At 28.3% G+C, this 2,613-nt stretch carries 3 protein-coding genes and 1 pseudogene; 3 read left to right on the forward strand and 1 reads right to left on the reverse strand.

Going from position 1 to position 2,613, the window contains the following annotated elements:
* Nucleotides 1-166: 166 nt before the first annotated feature.
* On the reverse strand, nucleotides 167-580 hold the full coding sequence (locus OCL94_RS13080; RefSeq protein WP_262997362.1) for a carboxymuconolactone decarboxylase family protein: 414 nt from the start codon (nucleotides 578-580) through the stop codon (nucleotides 167-169).
* Nucleotides 581-682: 102 nt separating this feature from the next.
* Here OCL94_RS13080 and OCL94_RS13085 point away from each other — a divergent pair, with 102 nt between their 5' ends.
* From OCL94_RS13085 to OCL94_RS13095, 3 genes and pseudogenes are all read left to right on the forward strand, one after another.
* Nucleotides 683-1,096 (forward strand): Lrp/AsnC family transcriptional regulator, encoded by a 414-nt coding sequence (locus tag OCL94_RS13085; protein ID WP_262997363.1) that lies wholly within the window; start codon nucleotides 683-685, stop codon nucleotides 1,094-1,096.
* A gap of 152 nt (nucleotides 1,097-1,248) precedes the next feature.
* Nucleotides 1,249-1,704: a GNAT family N-acetyltransferase gene (locus tag OCL94_RS13090; RefSeq protein WP_262997364.1), complete on the forward strand. Its 456-nt coding sequence runs from the start codon at nucleotides 1,249-1,251 to the stop codon at nucleotides 1,702-1,704.
* Nucleotides 1,705-1,732: 28 nt separating this feature from the next.
* Nucleotides 1,733-2,416 (forward strand): annotated as a pseudogene (locus tag OCL94_RS13095) (PhzF family phenazine biosynthesis protein); the annotation flags it as partial.
* Nucleotides 2,417-2,613 lie beyond the last annotated feature (197 nt).

Consider the following 2,613-nt stretch of genomic DNA (forward strand, 5'->3'; position numbering starts at 1 on the left):
TATATGTGTTAAAAATCCCTCAAAAATCCTTTTGCTTCTTACGAAGTAGGAACTGTTAGAGGTTCAATTATTAACTCTCTTCAAGTAATATTTATAAATAATAATTGAGTTAATAAAAATAAGAAGTGGTAATCCTTGTTAGTCACCACTTCTTTATGTAGGAAGATTAATCTTCAGCAGTAAGTTTTAATATTGATCCAAAATGTTGTTGGACTGTAGTGAATAAGGTAAAAGTAATTAATTCAATAATTTCTTCATTAGTCATTGAATCCTTTAACAACTGGATAGTTGATTCAGGTACATTTTCTTTCATTTTTAAGTAAACATCGACAAAGCCTATACAAAGCAAAGATTTTTCGTCTCGAAATTTATTAGTAGGTCTACCCTTTGCTTTGCAGTACATACATCCATTTTCTTGAGCAAGTATTCTTCTTAACTCTTCTTTTAATTCTTTGCTCAATGAGCCATCTTCACATAATGTGTCTGCTAAGTTATTCCATGGGTCAATTATGATTTCATTGTGACCTAATAATTTTTGAAAAGGCGTATCACCAATCTTACTATAATTTATTAATGCCATATTATCATCTCCTTGAGTTAATAATAAACGTGATAAAATAAAGAATGAATAAATTAAAAAAGGTATTAAAGTCTATGAACTTTAATAAAAGAGGTAAATTAAATGGTAGACTTAATAAATGAGAAGATATTAAATATATTAGAAATGAACAGTCGTATTACGATTAATGAGTTAAGTAAACAGGTGAATTTATCTGCTCCTGCGGTAAGAGAACGAATTAATAAAATGGAGGAGCAAGGAGTAATAAAAGATTATACGATTAATATTGATTATAAAAAGCTAGGGTATGACGTTGATATTTTAATTGAGATAATCATTAAGAATAATAGATATAAAGATTTCAAGGAGTTCATATTGGAACAGGATAATGTTGAATTTTGTTATCGTGTATCTGGAGAAGCGTGTTTTGTTTTTAAGGTTAGATTAGAAAATATGAGTGCAGTCGAATCATTTATTGATCTATTACAGCCATATGGACATACAAAAAGTCAGTTTATTTTTTCATTAGTCGAGTAATTAAAAAACATTAGTAGTTAAAATAACCAATTTATCTGAAATTTCAATATACTTATTAATTATACCTTTACTGAAGGTATAATTAAGACAAATATATGGATGTTTTCAACTATGAATATTTATATAGGCTATAAAATTAAAGGAGTGTTCTTATGGTGATTAGAGAATTTAAAATTGATGATTTAGAAAGTGTTAGTGATTTATTAAATAATTATAGAATCTTTTATGGTAAAGAGTCGGATATTGAGTCATGTAACAAATTTATAAAGGATCGATATGATAATAATGAATCAAAAATATTTGTAGCAGATAATGGAGAAGAATTAGTTGGATTTGTACAAATATATCCTGTATTTTCAACTGTAAGTCTCCAAAGAGCATATATATTAAATGACTTATATGTAAGTTCAAATAATAGAACAGGTGGCGTTGGGAGACAGCTTATTGAAAAAACTTTTGAATATGCACGACAAAATAATGCACGATATGTAACGCTGGAGACAGGTATTGATAATACAAAGGCACAGTCATTATATAAAAAGATGGATATGAAAGTAGATGATTCTGTACTACATTTTTCAAGAACATTTGATATTAACGAAATTTAAAGTGTAAAACCTACCCGGAGGTAATCCTTGTCCAGTAATTTTAGAAGCTAATCAGTTTACTTTTGATGAAATGAAAAATATTGCAAAACAATATGAACTTGAGGTTGGATTTGTATTGGAAAGTGAATTACCTTCGTGTGATTATCAGTTTAAATACTTCGTGCCTAATAAAGAAATAGAAATGTGTGTTCATGCGACGATAGCATGTGTTACAGTTCTTAAGAACAAAGGATTTCTTAAAAAGAGTCATTTTTCAGTAGAAACATTAGCGGATGTTTTAGATATTGAGATTATTGGAAATGACATTGATTTCAAAGTAAAAGTAAAACAAGGAGCATCAAATATTTGCGATGTAATGATAGATAAAAATGAAATTGCTAAAGCATTGAATATATCCGTAAATGAACTTTCAGATAATTTTATAAAGAACGTTTCAACATCTAGGTATAAAACCATTTTAGAGTTGAAAGATATAGACGTATTAAATAATCTTAATCCTGATTATGAATATTTATGGTCATTTTGCGACAAGACTGAATCGTCGGGGTTATTTCCGTTTGTAAAAGATGAAAGTAATTTTTACCATGCCGGACAGTTTCCAAATAATCCTGGTTACATAGAAGATCCTGCAACTGGTGTGGCTGCATCAGCATTAGGTATTTATGTTAGAGATGTAATGAATCGTTCTTTTGGTGAATTAACAGTATATTAAGGATTTGCGATGGATAGTCCAAGTGAAATTGTAGTTATCAATGATGATGTATCAAATTTTGTTGTAGGAAAAGCAGTTGTTGAATCATAATTTATTTATGAATTTTTTAAAATATATCGATAAATTAAATAAACTAGGGGATGTATCATGAATAGTATAGATATCTTAATTTTAAACATGTCAGAAGTTAGAAGGCG

Origin of the sequence: Macrococcus capreoli (genome assembly GCF_025628935.1) — a bacterium.
Lineage (GTDB): Bacteria > Bacillota > Bacilli > Staphylococcales > Staphylococcaceae > Macrococcoides > Macrococcoides capreoli.